Below are 16184 nucleotides of genomic sequence, written 5' to 3' on the forward strand. Positions count from 1 at the left end.
CGGTTCAACCGGCCAGGAAGATCAGGGCCAGCCAGGCGCCCACGATCAGCACCAGCGCCGCCGCCAGCACCCAGGTCGGCACGGCGAACTCGCCGCGGCGGTTGCGCTCGACCTCGGCGCGGATCTTCTCCCGGCGCCGTTCGACCCAGTTGAGCTTCTCGGTGCCGCGGTCGCGGGCGGCGGACGTGTCGCGGCCCGGGCGGCCGGCAGGTTCGGAAGTGTTCATCGCGACGCCAGCGTACCCGTGGACGCGGCGGCCGGCGCCCCGGCACCGGCCGCCCGAACCCGGGTCACATGCTCGCGATGAGCCGCTCCACCCGCTCGTCGTACGCCCGGAACGGGTCCTTGCACAGCACCGTGCGCTGCGCCTGGTCGTTCAGCTTCAGGTGCACCCAGTCGACGGTGAAGTCCCGCCGCTTCTCCTGGGCGTGCCGGATGAACTCGCCGCGCAGCCGCGCCCGGGTGGTCTGCGGCGGGGTTTCCTTCGCCTCGAAGATCTCCGGGTCGGTGGCCACCCGGTCCACCTCGCCGCGCCGCTCCAGCAGCCCGTAGAGCCCCCGGCCGCGCCGCAGGTCGTGGTAGGCCAGGTCCATCTGCGCCACCCGCGGGTGCGACAGCGGTAGGTCGTGCTTGCGCTGGTAGCGCTCGATCAGCCGCAGCTTCGTCACCCAGTCGATCTCCCGGGACACCGGGTCCAGGTCGCCGGTCTCCACGGCCCGCAGCACCCGCGCCCACAGGTCCACCACCCGCTTCGCGGTCTGGTCGCCGCCGCGGCGCTCCACGAACTCGGTCGCCTTCGCCAGGTATTCCTGCTGGATGTCCAGCGCCGAGACCTCCTTGCCGGAGGCCAGCCGCACCTTGCGTCGCCCGGTGATGTCGTGGGACACCTCCCGGATCGCACGGATCGGGTTCTCCAGCGTCAGGTCCCGCATCACCACGCCGGCCTCGATCATCCGCAGCACGATGTCGGCCGTGCCGACCTTCAGCAGCGTGGTGACCTCGTTCATGTTCGAGTCGCCGACGATCACGTGCAGCCGCCGGTAGCGCTCGGCGTCGGCGTGCGGCTCGTCCCGGGTGTTGATGATGGGCCGGCTGCGGGTGGTCGCCGAGGAGACGCCCTCCCAGATGTGCTCGGCCCGCTGCGACAGGCAGTAGACCGCACCGCGCGGCGTCTGGAGCACCTTGCCGGCGCCGCAGATCAACTGGCGGGTGACCAGGAACGGGATCAGCACGTCGGCCAGCCGGCCGAACTCGCCGTGCCGGGACACCAGGTAGTTCTCGTGGCAGCCGTACGAGTTGCCGGCCGAGTCGGTGTTGTTCTTGAACAGGTAGATCTCGCCCGCGATGCCCTCGTCGTGCAGCCGCTTCTCCGCGTCGACGAGCAGCCCTTCCAGGATCCGCTCCCCCGCCCGGTCGTGGGCCACCAGGTCGGTCACCGAGTCGCACTCCGGCGTCGCGTACTCGGGGTGCGAGCCCACGTCCAGGTAGAGGCGGGCTCCGTTGCGCAGGAAGACGTTGCTCGACCGGCCCCACGACACCACCCGCCGGAACAGGTACCGCGCGACCTCGTCGGGGGACAGTCGACGTTGCCCGCGATAGGTGCAGGTGACGCCGTACTCGGTTTCGAGGCCGAAGATTCGCCGCTCCATGATGTGACATTAGCCGCCCGGGGCCCCGGATGGGCAGCGCTCAACCCACTGGTCTCATCCGCACCGGGCCGGGCATTCCCCGCGTTCGCACCTCCCACGGCCGGGTACGGTCCCAGCCGTGAGAATCCTCGTCACCGGCGGCGCCGGCTTCATCGGCTCGGCGTACGTCCGGCGGCTGCTCACCGGTGCCGAGCCGGACCTCACGGCGGACGCCGTCACCGTGCTCGACGCCTACACCTACGCCGCCACCGAGGGCGCCCTCGACCCCGTCCGCGCCGACCCGAGGCTGCGGATCGTCCGCGGCGACATCCGCGACCCCGCCCTGGTCGACGCCACCGTCGCCGGCCACGACGTCGTCGTGCACTTCGCCGCCGAGTCGCACGTGGACCGCTCCATCGCCGCCGCCGCCGACTTCGTGACCACCAACGTGGTCGGCACCCAGACCCTGCTCGACGCGGCCCTGCGCCACGGGGTGCGCCGCTTCGTGCAGGTTTCCACCGACGAGGTGTACGGGTCCATCGCCACCGGTGCCTGGACCGAACAGGCCCCGCTCGACCCCAGCTCCCCGTACTCGGCCAGCAAGGCCGCCGGCGACCTGCTCGCGCTGGCCTACCACCGCACCCACGGCCTCGACGTCGTGGTCACCCGCGGCGCCAACACCTACGGGCCCTACCAGTACCCCGAGAAGATCATCCCGCTGTTCGTCACCAACCTGCTCGACGGGCACGACGTGCCCCTCTACGGCGACGGCGGCAACGTGCGGGACTGGCTGCACGTCGACGACCACTGCCACGGCGTCACGCTCGCCCAGACCCGCGGCCGGGCCGGCGGCGTCTACCACCTGAGCGGCGGCGCGGAACTCACCAACCGGGAACTCACCGGCCGGCTGCTCGCCGCGTGCGGCACCGGCTGGGAGCGGGTCCGGCCGGTCGCCGACCGCAAGGGCCACGACCGCCGGTACGCCCTGGACTGCGCCACCACCCGCCGCGAGCTCGGCTGGACCCCCGCGGTCGACCTCGACCACGGGTTGGCCGCCACCGTCGACTGGTACCGGGCCAACCGCTCCTGGTGGACGCCCCTGAAGCCGCACCGCTGACGGGGGCCGGGCCCGCGACCCGGCACCCGGCCGGCGGCGTCACTCCTCGGGCTGCTCCTCCTGCGGCTGACCCTCCAGGTCGGCCGAGCCCGCCGACGTGGTCGGCTTCTTCGCCTCCTCCGTCGGCACCGTCGGGGTCTTCGCCCGCCCGGCCGCCGGCGCCGCGTCCGCGCTCGCGTCGCCGTCCAGCAACGCGGTCAGCGCCGCCCCGGTGATCCGCCGGAACGTCCGCCCCACCCGGCGCCGGTCCAGGACCGCCACCTCCAGCTGGTTCGCCGCGATCGTGCGCGCCGCCCCGCCCTCGCCGCCGACGCTGCTCAGCGCCTTCATGGCCGCCCGCACCGCCTCCGACAACGACATGTCCGGCCGGTGCTCGTTCTTCAGCACCCCGGTGATCGCCTCGGCCTGGCCGCCCATCGCCATCCGGCCCGGCTCGTCGTTGACCGACCCGTCGTAGGTCAGCCGGTAGAGCGAGTCGTCGTCCGGCGTGGCGCCCACCTCGGCGACGCAGATCTCCACCTCGAACGGCTTCGACTGCTCGGTGAAGATCGCGCCCAGCGTCTGCGCGAACGCGTTCGCCAGGCCCAGCCCGGTCACGTCCCGCCGGTCGTAGCTCAGGCCGTTCAGGTCGGCCATCCGCACCCCGGCCCGGCGCAGGTTCTCGAACTCGTTGTACCGGCCCACCGCGGCGAAGCCGATCCGGTCGTAGATCTCACTGACCTTGTGCAGGGTGCTGGACAGGTTCTCCGCGACGAAGAGCACCCCGCCCTCGTAACTCAGGACCACCGCGCTGCGGCCCCGGGCGATGCCCTTGCGAGCCAGCTCGGAACGGTCGCGCATGATCTGCTCGGGCGAGGCGTAGAACTGCATGGCCACGGCGGCGGTTCTCCTTCGGGCGCTGTGCTGCGGACTGCTGACTCAGGTGGTGGGAGCGGGGTCAGCCGCCCGGGTTCTCCATCCGGCCGGACACCACGCCCTCGGCGATCGCCGCGGTCTCGGCGTCGGTGAGCCGGTGCGTGCCCTCGGCGGTCGCGGTCATCACCACCGGGTAGATCCGGCGGGTCAGGTCGGGGCCACCGGTCGCGGTGTCGTCGTCGGCCGCGTCGTAGAGCGCCTCGACGGCCAGCCGGGTCGCGTCGTCGATCGACAGCCCCGCCCGGAACCGCTTCTTCAGGGCGGACTTGGCGAACAGCGAGCCGGAGCCGATCGCGTCGTAGCCGGTCTCCTCGTAGGGGCCGCCGGTCACGTCGAAGCTGAAGATCCGCCCGGCGCGGGCCGGGTCGGCGGCGGCCAGGTCGAAGCCGGCGAAGAGCGGGATCACGGCGAGGCCCTGCATGGCGGCGCCCAGGTTGCCCCGGATCATCGAGGCCAGCCGGTTGGCCTTGCCGTCGAGCGAGAGCATGGCGCCCTCGATCTTCTCGTAGTGCTCCAGCTCCACCTGGAACAGTCGCATCAGCTCGATGCCGATGCCCGCGGTGCCCGCGATGCCGACCAGCGAGTACGCGTCGGCCGGGTGCACCTTCTCGATGTCCCGCTGGGCGATCAGGTTGCCCATCGTGGCGCGCCGGTCGCCGGCCATCACCACGCCACCGCTGGCCGAGATGGCCACGATGGTCGTCGCGTGCGGCGCCAGGTCGGCGGCCATGCCGGGCGGCAGCGGCCGACGGCCGGGCAGCATCTCGGGAGCCACCTTGCTCAGGAACGCTGTGAAGGAGGACGTCCCCGCGTTGGTGAACACATCTGGAAGACGCCCGGATGGATCAAAACCCGCTGCCACGTGGTTCCTCTCAGGTACGTGATCGCCCTGGCCGGACTCTCGGGGCTGTCCTTGAACCGGCCAAGACCACCGTTGCAGTTGAAGCAGAGTATCCCGCGCACCCATCCGGTGCGATGATCGTGGTCCAGGTGTTCCGGGTCGGGTGACCCGCAGATCGCGCACACGCCACCCTGCTCGGCGAGAAGCTCCTGGAACTCCTTCTCCCCCACGCCGTAGCGCCGGCGCAGGTGGTACTCCCGATTGCCGCCGTGGAGCCGCTGCTTTGCCTCACGAGTGCGGGTGTTGTGGCCCGGCTTGCAGTAGGTGGCGTAGCCCGTGCTGTCGGAGCGGTTGCGGGGGAAGTCGGCCACGGGCTTGACGGTTCCACAGTCGGCGTAGGAGCGGTGGCCATCCGGCACTTCCCGCGCCGGCTTCACCTCAGGGTCGTATTGCTCCTTCACCCGCCTGGCGTAGCTCGCCTTGGAGCGCGCGTTGAAACAAGGCTTGCGGTAGCTGCCGCGACCGCCGGGACGCTTGCTGCTCGCACAGAACTCCTCGAGCGGCTTGAAGTCCCCGCGGTCGCGACAACGGCGTCGGCCCTTCTGATGATCGAGGGGAAGCGGCATGTCCGTTTCCACCCGATACGTCTACTGGCCGCCTTTTTGTACGTAGCCTCGGACGAACTCTTCTGCGTTCTCCTCCAGGACGGAGTCGATCTCGTCGAGCAGGTCGTCGACGTCCTCGGTGATCTCGGCGTGCCGCTCGGCAACCTCGGGGTTGGCCTGCGCGGTGACCTCCTCGACCTCCTCGTGCGACTTGCCGGACTGGGTCTGGCCGCCTTCTTGGGTCGCCATGGTGTGCCTCCTCCACGATCGCCTGCGATCAACTTACCTCGCGCCGACGACGAAAAGCCCGTCGCGCGCCGGGTCCCGGCACGGGACGGGCCTTCCGGCATCCGACTCAGCCGCCGGTCAGCATCTCCAGCAGGTCCTTGGCGGTGTCGCAGCGGTCGAAGAGCGCCCCCACGTGCGCGCGGGTGCCCCGCTCCGGCTCCATCATCGGCACCCGGACCAGCGACTCCCGGCCCACGTCGAAGATGACCGAGTCCCAGCTCGCGGCGACCACCTCGGAGGCGTACTGGGCGAGGCAGCGGCCACGGAAGTAGGCCCGGGTGTCCTCCGGCGGCTCGGTCATCGCCGAGCGGGTCTGCTCGTCGGTGAGCAGGGTCTTCATCGAGCCCCGCTGCACCAGCCGGTGGTAGAGGCCCTTCTCCGGGCGCACGTCCGAGTACTGCAGGTCGACCAGCTGGAGCTTGTGCGAGCCCCAGCCGAGCTTCTCCCGCTCCCGGTAGCCCTCCAGCAGCCGCAGCTTCGCCACCCAGTCCAGCTCGTCGGCGCAGAGGAACGCGTCCCGGCCGAGCCGGTCCAGCACGCTCTCCCACCGGTCGAGGACGTCGATGGTCTGGGCGTCGGCGTCGGCGCCGTAGCGGTCGTCCACGAAGGACCGGACCCGCTCCAGATACGCCCACTGCACGTCCAGCGCCGTCAGCTTGCGGCCGTCGCGCAGCCGCATGAGGTGCTTGAGCGACGGGTCGTGACTGACCGCGCGCAGCTCGCTGACCGGGTCGGCGATGCCCAGGTCGGAGCCGAGCGCCTTCTCCTCGATCATGGTGAGGATCAGCGCCGTGGTGCCGACCTTCAGATAGGTGGAGATCTCGGAGAGGTTGGCGTCGCCGATGATGACGTGCAGCCGGCGGTACTTGTCGGCGTCGGCGTGCGGCTCGTCCCGCGTGTTGATGATGGGCCGCTTGAGGGTGGTCTCCAGCCCCACCTCGACCTCGAAGAAGTCGGCGCGCTGGGAGATCTGGAAGCCGCTCTGGCCGCCGTCCTGGCCGATGCCGACCCGGCCGGCGCCGCAGACGATCTGCCGGGTGACGAAGAACGGCGTCAGGTACGCCACGATGTCGGCGAACGGGGTCTGCCGACGCATCAGGTAGTTCTCGTGGGAGCCGTAGCTGGCGCCCTTGTTGTCGGTGTTGTTCTTGTAGAGGTGGATCGGGTGGGTGCCCGGGATCGTGGCGGCCCGCTTGGACGCCTCGGCCATCACCCGCTCACCGGCCTTGTCCCAGCGCACCACGTCGAGGGGGTTGGTCACCTCGGGCGTCGAGTATTCGGGGTGCGCGTGGTCGACGTAGAGGCGGGCGCCGTTGGTGAGTATGACGTTGGCCAGCCCGAGATCCTCGTCGGCGAGCGCCTCGGCCGGGTCGTAGGCCGCCCCGGAGTAGGTGAAGCCGCGGGCGTCGCGCAGCGGCGACTCCTCCTCGTAGTCCCAGCGGGCCCGGCCGCCCCGGTTGAGTTCCGGCCGCGCCCCGTAGGCGTTGACCACCTGGGAGGAGGTGACCATCGGGTTGGCTCCGGCCTGGCCGGGCACGGAGATGCCGTACTCGACCTCGGTGCCCATGATCCGTCTAACGCTCATCGACCTGCCCGCTCCGCTCGCCCGTCCCGGTCCCCCGTCAGGTCGAGAGTAGTCGCCGCTTCGACGGTAGGTGGCGCGCCGGGCCCCGGCGAGCGCGGTTCCCTGGTACGCGGTGTGGGCGGGACCCCGGTCGTCGCCCCGCCCACATCCGTTCGAGGGGGTCAGAAGAACCGGTACACGTCGGCCGTCGCGTCCTCGGTCTCCGATGCCTGCGGCGCGCTGATGGCGAGCGGCTCGCCGAAGCTGTGCAGCTTCAACTCGTTTTTGATGACGCCGGCCGTGGTGTCGAAGGTGTAGGTGAGCAGGGTGAGCCGCCCTTCGGCGTCCAGCGTGGCCTCGAACGGCACCGACTTCTGCTTGAGCACCTTGAACGCCCTCCGCAGGGCCGCGCGCTGGCTGTCGCTGCTCGCCGCGGCGACGGCCTTCTCGGAGTCGGCGACGCCCGTGTAGCGGCCGTCGCCGGTCCGCTCGGCGGAGACGACCCCGCCGAGGATGCCGGCCTGCGCCCGGAGGTCGAGACCCTGGGCGAGTTGTCCTTCCGGCCGGAGGCGGTCCCGGTCGAGCTTCAACCAGGGTTTGCCGTCCGATTCGTCCTGCTGGACGTAGACGGCGTCCTTGGTGGCGACCATGGTGACCGGCTCGGGGGTCTTCATGTGCAGCGTCATCCGGCCGGTGTCGGGTTCGACGGCGGAGCTCATGGTGATGTTCTGGCCGGCCACGGTGATGAGGACGTCCAGCTTGACCGTCCCCTCCAGGCTCCGGTCGAAGCCCTGCCGGACCGCGGCAACCGGGTCGGCCACGACCGTCGCGGCGGTGGAGGCGGACGCCGAGGCGGCCGGCGCGGGGCCGGCGTCGTCGGCGGTGCCGCAGGCGGTCAGCAGGACGGTGAGGCCGAGGGCCAGGGCCGGGACGAGTGATCTTCGCACGCGAGGGACCTTAGCGGGCGCGCCGCGCTTTCGTGGCCCACGGGAACGGCGGCCGGGGCGGCGCCTGCGCGGCGCCGCCCCGGCCGGTCGATCTCAGAGGTACTGGCCGGTGTTGCTGGCGGTCTCGATGGACCGGCCGGCCTCAGCGCCCTTGCCGCCGGAGACGAGCGTGCGGATGTAGACGATCCGCTCGCCCTTCTTGCCGGAGATGCGGGCCCAGTCGTCGGGGTTGGTGGTGTTGGGCAGGTCCTCGTTCTCCCGGAACTCGTCGACGCAGGCGTCGAGGAGGTGCTGGAGCCGGAGGCCCTTGCGTCCGGAGGTGAGGAACTCCTTGATGGCCATCTTCTTGCCCCGGTCGACGATGTTCTGGATCATCGCGCCGGAGTTGAAGTCCTTGAAGTAGAGGACTTCCTTGTCGCCGTTGGCGTAGGTGACCTCGAGGAAGCGGTTCTCCTCGGTCTCCGAGTACATCCGCAGCACGACCGCGTCGATCATCGCCGCGACGGTGGCCTGCGGGTCACCGCCGTGCTCGGCGAGGTCGTCCGCGTGCAGCGGCAGGCCGGAGAGGATGTACTTGGAGAAGATGTCCTTGGCCGCCTCGGCGTCCGGCCGCTCGATCTTGATCTTCACGTCGAGCCGGCCGGGGCGCAGGATCGCCGGGTCGATCATGTCTTCCCGGTTGGAGGCGCCGATGACGATGACGTTCTCCAGGCCCTCCACGCCGTCGATCTCGCTGAGCAGCTGCGGGACGATCGTGTTCTCCACGTCCGAGGAGACACCGGAGCCGCGGGTGCGGAAGACGGAGTCCATCTCGTCGAAGAAGACGATCACCGGCGTGCCCTCGCCGGCCTTCTCCCGCGCCCGCTGGAAGATCAGCCGGATGTGCCGCTCGGTCTCGCCGACGTACTTGTTGAGCAGCTCGGGGCCCTTGATGTTGAGGAAGAAGCTGGTGTGCCGCTCCTTGCCCTCCCGCTCGGCGATCTTCTTGGCCAGCGAGTTGGCCACCGCCTTGGCGATGAGCGTCTTGCCGCAGCCGGGCGGGCCGTAGAGCAGGATGCCCTTCGGCGGCCGGAGCTGGTGCTCGCGGAACAGGTCGGCGTGCAGGAAGGGCAGCTCGACCGCGTCGCGGATCTGCTCGATCTGCGAGTGGAGGCCACCGATGTCGGTGTAGTCGACGTCGGGCACCTCCTCCAGGACGAGCTCCTCGACCTCGCTCTTCGGGATCCGCTCGTACGCGTACGCCGAGCGGGGCTCGATCATGAGCGAGTCACCGGCCCGGATCGGCGCACCGATCAGGGTCTCGGCGAGGTGCACGATCCGCTCCTCGTCGGAGTGCGAGACCACCAGCGCGCGGTCGCCCGGCGCGCCGTCGGGACCCGCGAGGATCTCCTTGAGCATCACGACCTCGCCGACCCGCTCGTAGCCGAACGCGTCGACGATGTTGAGCGCGTCGTTGAGCAGGACCTCCTGGCCCCGACGCAGCTCGTCGACCTCGAGCGAGGGCGAGACGGCAACCCGGAGCTTGCGGCCGCCGGTGAAGACGTCCACGGTGCCGTCGTCGTGCTTGGCCAGGAAGACGCCGTAGCCGCTCGGCGGCTGGGCGAGGCGGTCGATCTCCTCCTTGAGCGTCACGATCTGCGCGCGAGCCTCCTTGAGGGTGCTCACGAGCCGTTCGTTGTTCTCGGTCAGCCGCGCCAACTGCGCCTGGGTGGCCGCCAGCCGCTCCTCGAGCTGCCGGACGTGTCGGGGGCTTTCGGTCAACTTGCGCCGCACCAGGGCGAGTTCCTCTTGAAGGAACGCAACCTGCGTGGAGAGATCGTGGGCCTCCTTCTCCCACCGTGCGGCGCGCGAGTCCGCGTCGTCGCTGCGTGCCACGTCCCACCTCCCCGGGGGGCTTGAACGTTCTGACCTAACACTAGCCGCTATGAGCCCGATTCGGTCCTCCGCAACGCGCTCGTCACCGAAGCTTGATCGCCAAGGGCTGGTCGTCGGGCGGGTACGGGCGTTCGGGTACCGTCGGAGCGTGGGACGGGAGAACATGGGGGGTGCTTCGTGACCGACGTCGCGACGGACCAGCTGCAGGTCTGGGTCGATCAGGACCTGTGCACGGGTGACGGGCTGTGCGTGCAGTACGCGCCGGAGGTCTTCGAGTTCGACGTCGACGGCCTCGCGTACGTCAAGGGGCCGGACGGCGAGCTGCGCCAGGCCCCGGGCGCCCGGGTGGACGTGCCGGAGCACCTGCGGCTCGAGGTGATCGACTCGGCGAAGGAGTGCCCCGGCGAGTGCATCCACGTGGTGCGCGCCGGCGACGGCACGGAGGTGGCCGGCCCGGAGGCCGACGACTGAGCTGAAGGGCACGACGGGCCGGAGACCGCGGGGTCCCCGGCCCGCGGTGTCTCAAAGCATCGGGCGGCCGACGACCGAGGCGACCAGCCGGGCGAACTCCTCCAGCCGGGTGATCTGCCCGGCGCCGCCGTCGTCGAGGGTCTTGCCGAAGCGCAGCGCGTCGTGCCGGGGCGCGCCGGTCATCTCGTCGCTGGGCGGCGCCTCGTCCAGCGAGCTGAGCAGCAGGTAGACGTCGATGCTGTCGACCCGTACCTCGCCGGTGTCGGCGCGGGTGAGCCGCCGGCGGCAGCCGACCTCGGTGACCGTGGAGACCGGCACCACCCGCAGCGATGAGGTCATCGAGCCGGCCGGCCCCTCCCCCGGCGGGACGTCCTCGCCGTGCCAGAGCACCAGCCGGCTGCCGTCGCAGACGACGACCTCCTGCCACACCCCGTTGACCTCGTTGACGAAGCGTTCCAGCGTGAAGCCGAGCACGGAGGCACCGCGCAGCACCCCGCCGAGGGCGTCCAGGGCGATGTCGGGGTCGCGCAGGTAGGCCCGGGCGGCCGACTCCAGGTCGGTGTAGGGCGACCAGTCGGGGAACACGGCGGGCAGGTCGCCGTTGCCGTAGCCCGGGTTGCTCATACCACCGCCTCCCGGCCCGCGCGCCGCCGGTCCGGACCGCCGGGGCAGGCGCGGCGCCCGCCGCGTGCCCCGATCCGCTCGCTCATGCCACCGTCTCCACCCGCTCGGTGTCGTCCCCGCCGGGACCCATGATCCGCCCGCTCATCCGCGCCCGCGCCGCGGGGTCACGCCCGCTCCGGCTCCTCCCCCTCGGCGGCGGACCGCCGGGCCGCCTCGGCGGCGCGCAGCGCGTCGCGGCGCTGGGCGTACGCCTCGGCGCCCTTGCTGGGCTTGCGGCGTCGCGGCGGGGCGGTGACCCCGGGGGCGAGCTTGCGCGCGGAGACCAGGAAGGCGGTGTGCGCGATCATGCGGTGGTCGGGTCGGACCGCGAGCCCCTCGGCGTGCCAGTCCCGGACCAGGGACTCCCAGGCGCGGGGCTCGGTCCAGCCGCCCCGCTCGCGCAGCGCCTCGACCAGCTCGGAGAGCTGCGGCGTGGTGGCCACGTAGCCGATCAGCACACCGCCGGGAACGAGGGCCCGCTCGACCATGTCGAGCATCTCCCAGGGGGTGAGCATGTCCAGGATGATCCGGTCGAACCCGGTCTCGGCGCACTCGGCGACGTCGCCGACGTGCAGCCGCCACGCCGGGTGCGGGCCGTTGAAGAACGCCTCGACGTTGCGCCGGGCGATCTGGGCGAAGTCGTCGCGCACCTCGAACGAGTGCAGCTCGCCCTCGGTGCCGACGGCTCGAAGCAGCGAGCAGGACAGCGCGCCGGAGCCGGCGCCGGCCTCCAGGACCTTCGCGCCGGGGAAGATGTCGCCCATGGCGACGATCTGCGCCGAGTCCTTCGGGTAGATCACCTGGGCGCCGCGCGGCATGGACAGCACGTAGTCGGACAGCAGCGGCCGCAGGGCCAGGAACGCGGTGCCGCCGCCGGCGGTGGTGACCACGCTGCCGTCGGGGAGGCCGATCAGCGTGTCGTGGCTGAGGATGCCCCGGTGGGTGTGGAACTCCTTGCCGGGCTCCAGCGTCACGGTGTGCATCCGGCCCTTCGGGTCGGTCAACTGGACCCGGTCGCCGGGGCGGAACGGCCCCCGGTGGACCGGGGGCAGCGCCGGGACGGTGGAGGTGTCTGCGGTCACGTGTTCGTCTTCCGTTTGGGTTCGAGGAGCTGGGCGAGATCCGCGATGTGCAGGACGCCGACCACATCTTCGCCTGCCGTCACGACGTACTGCGCGCCCGGGTGGGTGCGCAGGGTCTCCAGCACCCGCTCGCCGTCGGCGTCGACCGGCAGCGCGGGCACGCGGCCCAGGTCGCGGGCCACCGCGTCCACCGCGAGCCACGGGCGCCCTTCCGGGGGTACGGCGGCGACGCGGGCCGGGTCGACCAGCGCCACCGGGCGGCCGGCGGAGTCGACCACGGCGAGCGCGGCGTCGGGCGTGGCCCCCTCGGCGCGGCGGCGCTGCGCCTCGGCCAGCGGGGTGCCGGTGGGCACCGGCAGCAGCGGCCGGGCCAGCCGGGCCAGGTCGACCAGCGGCAGGCGGCGGCCGATCCGGGCCATCCGGATGGACTGGCCGGCGCCCCGCCAGAGCGTCACGGCGACCAGCAGCATGAGCGGCAGGGCGAGCGGGGCGAGCGCCCGCCGCAGGGTGAGCAGCACGACCAGGGCCACGGTGGCGACCGCCACCGCGCGGCCGACCCAGCCGGCCACCTCGGTGCCCCGGTGCCGGTCGCGGGTGACCGCCCAGACCGCGGCGCGCAGCGCCCGGCCGCCGTCCAGGGGCAGCCCGGGCAGGCTGTTGAAGACGGCGACCACGACGTTGCTGACCGCGAGCTGGAAGGCGAACTGATGGGCGAGGGTGCCGGCGGGCAGGGCCAGGGTGGCGGCGACCGCGCCGGCGCCGAGCACCGCCGAGACGGCCGGCCCGGCGAGGGAGACCAGCAGGTCGACCTTGGGGCTGGGGGCGTCCCGGTCCATCTCGGTGTAGCCGCCGAGCAGCTCCAGAGTGATCCCCCGCACACCGATGCCGTAGCGCCGGGCGGTCAGCGCGTGCCCCAGCTCGTGCAGCAGCACCGAGCCGAGCAGGGAGACCACGAAGCCGAGGCCGACCAGGTAGCCGCCGAGGTGGCCGAGGTCGAGCTGGCGGCGGGCCAGCGCGGCGTAGAGCACGGTGACGACCGCGCTGAGCAGCAGCATCGAGGCGTCGGCGCGCAGCGGCACCCCGAAGACCCGGCCGAGGGTCAGCCCGGGCCGGCGTGACGGTCGGGTCCGCTGCTCCACTTCGACGATGCTACGCGGGGCCGATCATGCACCGGTGCGGCGACGGCAGCCCTGTCACACCGGTGCCCTAACCTTCCGGGCATGACGGCGGAACCGGTGATCGACACGCAGCACGGCCCGACAGCAGGGGCACCGGCCACCGTCCGGGCGTCGCTGTCGCCGTCGCGGGCGGCCGACTTCAAGACCTGCCCGCTGCTCTACCGGTTCCGCAGCATCGACCGGCTGCCCGAGCGACCCACCGTCGAGCAGGTGCGGGGCACGCTCGTGCACGCCGTGCTGGAGCGCCTGTTCGACCTGCCGGCGGCGGCCCGCACCCCGGAGTCGGCCGGCGACCTGGTCGCCCCGCAGTGGGACCGGCTGGTCACCGAGCAGCCGGAGCTGGCGACGCTGTTCGCCGAGGGCGACACGGCCGCCGTGGAGGGGTTCCTCCGCTCGGCGGCGGCGCTGCTGGAGGGCTACTTCGCGGTGGAGGACCCGCGCCGGCTGGAGCCGGCCGAGCGGGAGGCGCTGATCTCCGCGGTGGTCGACGACGAGCTGCTCATCCGCGGCTACCTCGACCGGCTCGACGTGGCACCCGACGGCGCCCTGCGGGTGGTCGACTACAAGACCGGCGGCGCCCCGCGCGAGGCGTTCGAGGCGCGGGCGCTGTTCCAGCTGAAGTTCTACGCCCTGGTGCTGTGGCGGACCCGGGGGGTGGTGCCGCGGGTGCTGCGGCTGCTCTACCTCAAGGACGCCGAGGTGTGCGACTACTCCCCCGACGCCGAGGAGTTGCTGCGCTTCGAACGCACGGTGGTGGCGCTCTGGCAGGCCATCGAGCAGGCCACCGCCCGGCAGGACTTCCGGCCCCGGCCGAGCCGGCTGTGCGACTGGTGCAGTCACCAGGCGCTGTGCCCGAGCTTCGGCGGCACGCCGCCGCCGTTCCCGGTGGCCGGGCCGGCCGACCCGCTGACCGACGCCCGGTCCCGGCCGTCCGCGCCCGGCGCGGACGAGTGATCCTCCTCCTCGCGGAGGAGGCCGGGTTCGGCTTCGGCGACGAGGGCCGGCGCCGGGCGGCGGCTAGCGTCGGAGCATGACCAACCGGCTGCGCGCGTGGGCGCGGGACCGGCCGCTGGCCGCGGACGCCGCCACGGCCGTCGCGCTGGCGCTCGTGGACGCGGCGTTCCTGCTGCTGACCCCGCGGGAGCTGCGACCCGAGCAGCTCTGGGCGGCGCTGGGCTGGAGCGTGCTCTGCGCCGCCCCGGTGGCGATCCGCCGGGTCGCCCCGTGGGCGGCCGTGGGCGCGGCGGTGGCCTCGCTGGCCGTGCCGGTGCTGTTCGCGCTGGCGCCCACCACCCAGGGGCTGACCTTCGTCGTCCTCACCTACACCATGGCGGCGCACCGGCCGCTGCGCGCGGCCGCCCTGGCCGCGCTGCTGCTCTGGGTGCCGGTGGTGCTGGCGAACGTGGTCGCGCCGCTGGACGGGGTGCTCGACATGGGCCCCGGCGTGCTGGTGCTGGACAACCTGCTCACCGCGTCGGTGGCGTTCGCGGTGGGCCGGGCGGTGCACGCGCGCCGGCAGTCCACCCGGATGCTGCGGGAACGGGCGCGGATCGCCGAGGCCACCCAGCGGTCGTTGGCCGAGCAGGCGGTCGCCGACGAGCGGCGCCGGATCGCCCGGGAGCTGCACGACGTGGTGGCCCACCACGTCAGCGTGATGGGCGTGCTGGCCACCGGGGCGCGCCGGGTGCTGCGCCGGGACCCGGACGCGGCGGACGAGGCGATGGCCACGGTCGAGGAGACCGGCCGGGCCACGCTGCGGGAGCTGCGCCGGCTCCTGGACGTGCTGCGCACCGACACCGAACCGGCCGCCGAGCTGACCCCGCAGCCGGGGCTGACCGGCATCGAGGCCCTCGTCGAGCAGATCCGCGAGGCCGGGCTGCCGGTCACGCTGCGGGTCGACGGCACGCCCGGGCCGATGGAGGACGGGGTGGCGTTGACCGTCTACCGGATCGTGCAGGAGGCGCTGACCAACGCGCTCAAGCACGCCGGCCGGGCCACCGCGCTGGTCCGGCTCACCGTCACCCCGGGCTTCCTGGCGGTGGAGGTCACCGACACCGGGCGCGGCCCGGCGCCGGTGGCCGATCGAATCGGACACGGTCTGGTCGGCATGCGGGAGCGGGTCGCCCTCTACGGTGGGGTCCTGCGGACCGGCCCGCGGCCCGGCGGCGGCTTCCGGGTGTACGCGCGGATTCCGCTGGAGCCGGCCGGGGCGGTCCCGGCGTGACCGGCGCCCGGCCGAACGAAGGAGACCGATGACCGACAGCAGCACCGCCGGCCGACCGGTGCGGATCCTGCTCGCCGACGACCAGCCGCTGCTGCGTACCGGCTTCCGGATGGTGCTGGGCACCGAGGACGACCTGGACATCGTGGCCGAGGCCGGCGACGGGGTGGAGGCGGTGGAGCTGTCCCGGCGGCTGCTGCCGGACGTGGTGCTCATGGACATCCGGATGCCGCGGATGGACGGGGTGGCGGCCACCCGGGCGATCGTGGACGCCCGCCTGCCCGTGCGGGTGCTCATCCTCACCACCTTCGACCTGGACGAGTACGTGGTCGGCGCGCTGCGCGCCGGGGCCAGCGGCTTCCTGGCCAAGGACGTGCCGGCCGAGGACCTGGTGACCGCGATCCGGACCGTGGCGGCCGGTGAGGCGGTGGTGGCGCCACGGATCCTGCGCCGGCTGCTGGACCGCTTCGCCGACGTGCTGCCCGACCCGGCGGCCACCCCGCCGAAGGCGTTGGACGCGCTGACCGAGCGGGAGCGGGAGGTGCTCGTGCAGGTGGCGCGCGGGTTGTCCAACGCCGAGATCGCCCGGGAGCTGTCGGTGAGCGAGACCACCGTGAAGACCCACGTCGGGCACGTGCTGACCAAGCTCGGGCTGCGGGACCGGGTGCAGGCCGTGGTGCTGGCGTACGAGACCGGCCTGGTCCGCCCCGGCGGGTGAGGTGGCACCGGTCACCTACCGTGACCATCGGCGGCGCGGCGGGGTTGACCATGACGTGGCGTGAGGTCCTA

At 72.5% G+C, this 16184-nt stretch carries 17 protein-coding genes; 5 read left to right on the plus strand and 12 right to left on the minus strand.

Annotated features, from left to right (window positions below; all coding sequences use genetic code 11):
• Positions 1 to 4: 4 nt before the first annotated feature.
• Positions 5 to 226, minus strand: a complete 222-nt coding sequence (locus tag NFX44_RS25385) for a hypothetical protein (RefSeq protein WP_262286114.1) — start codon at positions 224 to 226, stop codon at positions 5 to 7.
• Between the two features lie 64 nt (positions 227 to 290).
• The gene (pafA, locus tag NFX44_RS25390) at positions 291 to 1649 is read right to left on the minus strand and encodes a Pup--protein ligase (RefSeq protein ID WP_262286115.1); all 1359 of its coding nucleotides are present in this window, start codon (positions 1647 to 1649) and stop codon (positions 291 to 293) included.
• A 118-nt stretch (positions 1650 to 1767) separates the two neighbouring features.
• Between pafA and rfbB the strand changes: the two genes are divergently transcribed.
• Positions 1768 to 2745: a dTDP-glucose 4,6-dehydratase gene (gene rfbB, locus NFX44_RS25395; protein ID WP_262286116.1), complete on the plus strand. Its 978-nt coding sequence runs from the start codon at positions 1768 to 1770 to the stop codon at positions 2743 to 2745.
• A gap of 39 nt (positions 2746 to 2784) precedes the next feature.
• Here rfbB and prcA read toward each other — a convergent pair whose 3' ends face one another.
• The 7 genes from prcA to arc form a co-directional block, all read right to left on the minus strand.
• On the minus strand, positions 2785 to 3621 hold the full coding sequence (prcA, locus tag NFX44_RS25400) for a proteasome subunit alpha (protein ID WP_262286117.1): 837 nt from the start codon (positions 3619 to 3621) through the stop codon (positions 2785 to 2787).
• A gap of 61 nt (positions 3622 to 3682) precedes the next feature.
• Entirely contained in the window at positions 3683 to 4522 is an 840-nt protein-coding gene (gene prcB, locus NFX44_RS25405) for a proteasome subunit beta (RefSeq protein WP_262286118.1), read from the minus strand.
• Positions 4441 to 5139 (minus strand): endonuclease VII domain-containing protein, encoded by a 699-nt coding sequence (locus NFX44_RS25410; protein WP_262286119.1) that lies wholly within the window; start codon positions 5137 to 5139, stop codon positions 4441 to 4443. Before NFX44_RS25410 ends, prcB begins: the two co-directional genes overlap by 82 nt.
• Before the next feature lie 9 nt (positions 5140 to 5148).
• Complete coding sequence (locus tag NFX44_RS25415; protein WP_073836803.1) at positions 5149 to 5355, minus strand: ubiquitin-like protein Pup; 207 nt, start codon at positions 5353 to 5355, stop codon at positions 5149 to 5151.
• A gap of 106 nt (positions 5356 to 5461) precedes the next feature.
• Positions 5462 to 6979, minus strand: coding sequence for a depupylase/deamidase Dop (gene dop, locus NFX44_RS25420; protein WP_369015348.1), 1518 nt, complete (start codon positions 6977 to 6979; stop codon positions 5462 to 5464).
• 161 nt (positions 6980 to 7140) lie between these two features.
• Positions 7141 to 7905 (minus strand): hypothetical protein, encoded by a 765-nt coding sequence (locus tag NFX44_RS25425; protein WP_262286120.1) that lies wholly within the window; start codon positions 7903 to 7905, stop codon positions 7141 to 7143.
• Between the two features lie 93 nt (positions 7906 to 7998).
• On the minus strand, positions 7999 to 9780 hold the full coding sequence (arc, locus tag NFX44_RS25430; protein WP_262286121.1) for a proteasome ATPase: 1782 nt from the start codon (positions 9778 to 9780) through the stop codon (positions 7999 to 8001).
• Between the two features lie 177 nt (positions 9781 to 9957).
• Between arc and NFX44_RS25435 the strand changes: the two genes are divergently transcribed.
• Entirely contained in the window at positions 9958 to 10251 is a 294-nt protein-coding gene (locus NFX44_RS25435; RefSeq protein WP_262286122.1) for a ferredoxin, read from the plus strand.
• Positions 10252 to 10302: 51 nt separating this feature from the next.
• Here NFX44_RS25435 and NFX44_RS25440 read toward each other — a convergent pair whose 3' ends face one another.
• The 3 genes from NFX44_RS25440 to NFX44_RS25450 form a co-directional block, all read right to left on the minus strand.
• Positions 10303 to 10875, minus strand: a complete 573-nt coding sequence (locus NFX44_RS25440) for a hypothetical protein (protein ID WP_262286123.1) — start codon at positions 10873 to 10875, stop codon at positions 10303 to 10305.
• Between the two features lie 164 nt (positions 10876 to 11039).
• A complete protein-coding gene (locus NFX44_RS25445) occupies positions 11040 to 11996 on the minus strand; it encodes a tRNA (adenine-N1)-methyltransferase (RefSeq protein ID WP_262286124.1) in 957 nt (318 codons plus the stop codon).
• The gene (locus NFX44_RS25450; RefSeq protein ID WP_262286161.1) at positions 11993 to 13051 is read right to left on the minus strand and encodes a M50 family metallopeptidase; all 1059 of its coding nucleotides are present in this window, start codon (positions 13049 to 13051) and stop codon (positions 11993 to 11995) included. The genes NFX44_RS25445 and NFX44_RS25450 overlap by 4 nt, the downstream gene beginning before the upstream one ends.
• Before the next feature lie 165 nt (positions 13052 to 13216).
• On the opposite strand from NFX44_RS25450, the gene NFX44_RS25455 reads away from it, so the two are divergent.
• The 3 genes from NFX44_RS25455 to NFX44_RS25465 all read left to right on the plus strand — a co-directional run bounded on the left by NFX44_RS25455 (position 13217) and on the right by NFX44_RS25465 (position 16113).
• Positions 13217 to 14128 carry a PD-(D/E)XK nuclease family protein gene (locus tag NFX44_RS25455; protein ID WP_262286125.1) on the plus strand — a complete coding sequence of 304 codons (912 nt, stop codon included), beginning with the start codon at positions 13217 to 13219 and terminating at the stop codon, positions 14126 to 14128.
• A gap of 76 nt (positions 14129 to 14204) precedes the next feature.
• Complete coding sequence (locus NFX44_RS25460; protein ID WP_262286126.1) at positions 14205 to 15398, plus strand: sensor histidine kinase; 1194 nt, start codon at positions 14205 to 14207, stop codon at positions 15396 to 15398.
• Between the two features lie 28 nt (positions 15399 to 15426).
• Positions 15427 to 16113, plus strand: coding sequence for a response regulator transcription factor (locus NFX44_RS25465; protein WP_262286127.1), 687 nt, complete (start codon positions 15427 to 15429; stop codon positions 16111 to 16113).
• Positions 16114 to 16184: the final 71 nt, after the last annotated feature.

Source organism: Micromonospora sp. MA102 (assembly GCF_025460765.1).
Lineage (GTDB): Bacteria > Actinomycetota > Actinomycetes > Mycobacteriales > Micromonosporaceae > Micromonospora > Micromonospora halotolerans.

Coding starts and splice junctions, on each gene's coding strand:
- NFX44_RS25385 (WP_262286114.1), bottom strand. CDS start 226: ATGAACACTTCCGAACCTGCCGGCCGCCCGGGCCGCGACACGTCCGCC.
- pafA (WP_262286115.1), bottom strand. CDS start 1,649: ATGGAGCGGCGAATCTTCGGCCTCGAAACCGAGTACGGCGTCACCTGC.
- NFX44_RS25415 (WP_073836803.1), bottom strand. CDS start 5,355: ATGGCGACCCAAGAAGGCGGCCAGACCCAGTCCGGCAAGTCGCACGAG.
- dop (WP_369015348.1), bottom strand. CDS start 6,979: ATGAGCGTTAGACGGATCATGGGCACCGAGGTCGAGTACGGCATCTCC.
- NFX44_RS25440 (WP_262286123.1), bottom strand. CDS start 10,875: ATGAGCAACCCGGGCTACGGCAACGGCGACCTGCCCGCCGTGTTCCCC.
- NFX44_RS25450 (WP_262286161.1), bottom strand. CDS start 13,051: ATGCTGCTGCTCAGCGCGGTCGTCACCGTGCTCTACGCCGCGCTGGCC.
- NFX44_RS25455 (WP_262286125.1), top strand. CDS start 13,217: ATGACGGCGGAACCGGTGATCGACACGCAGCACGGCCCGACAGCAGGG.
- NFX44_RS25460 (WP_262286126.1), top strand. CDS start 14,205: ATGACCAACCGGCTGCGCGCGTGGGCGCGGGACCGGCCGCTGGCCGCG.
- NFX44_RS25465 (WP_262286127.1), top strand. CDS start 15,427: ATGACCGACAGCAGCACCGCCGGCCGACCGGTGCGGATCCTGCTCGCC.